Origin of the sequence: Jatrophihabitans lederbergiae, from assembly GCF_031845305.1 — a bacterium.
Classification (GTDB): Bacteria; Actinomycetota; Actinomycetes; order Mycobacteriales; family Jatrophihabitantaceae; genus Jatrophihabitans_A; species Jatrophihabitans_A lederbergiae.
This window is the reverse complement of sequence record NZ_JAVREH010000196.1, coordinates 1-853: the sequence shown is the minus strand read 5'-3', so window position 1 is coordinate 853 and position 853 is coordinate 1. Positions and strand designations below refer to the sequence as shown.

General features: G+C 67.9%; 1 pseudogene. It reads left to right on the top strand.

Features of this window, described 5'->3' with window-relative positions:
- A pseudogene (locus tag RM423_RS24945) lies at positions 1 to 716 on the top strand (IS1380 family transposase); the annotation flags it as partial.
- Positions 717 to 853 lie beyond the last annotated feature (137 nt).

The following is an 853-nucleotide window of genomic DNA, read 5'->3' as shown; positions in this document are numbered from 1 at the left end:
CCGGGACGGTCGGTGCTGGTCCGCGCCGACGGCGCGGGCGGCACCCATGAGTTCCTGTCCTGGCTGACCGGGCAGCGCGTCCAGTACTCGGTCGGGTTCACCCTGCCCGACACCTTCACGACCGAGTTGACCCTGCTGGACAAGGAGAAATTGTGGCAGGCCGCCTACGACGGAGACGGCCAGATCCGCGACGGGGCGTTCGTCGCCGAGGCCACCGGCCTGCTCAACCTGGGATCGTGGCCGGCCGGGATGCGCGTAATCGTCGGCAAAGAACGACCGCACCCCGGCGCGCAGTTGCGGATCACCGACCACGACGGCAACAGAGTCACCGCGTTCGCCACCAACACGACCAGCGGCCAACTCGCAGACCTGGAACTGCGCCACCGCCGCCGGGCGAGGTGCGAGGACCGCATCAGAATCGCCAAGGACACCGGCCTGCGCAACCTCCCGCTGCACGATTTCGACCAGAACCGGATCTGGTTGGCGATCGTGGCCCTGGCCGTCGAGCTCACCGCCTGGCTTCAGATGCTCGCCCTCGTCGACCACCCGCACGCCGGTGGGAACCCAAACGACTCAGGCTCAGGCTGTTCTCGATCGCAGCCCGGATCGCTGACCACGGCCGGACCCGCCGCCTGCACCTCTCCTCCCACGCGCCCTGGGCCGCACTCCTCGCCGAAGCAATCGACCGGCTCCGGCTCATCCCAGCACCCAGCTGAACGCCCGACCGAACGCACCTACAACCAGAAAGCCACCGGCCAGTGGACCCGGCGCACCGAGTGACCTCGGCCCAACAGTCATGCCCTTACGGCACAATCAGAAACCACAAAGGCTGCCGCCTCAAGAACGCCGATCA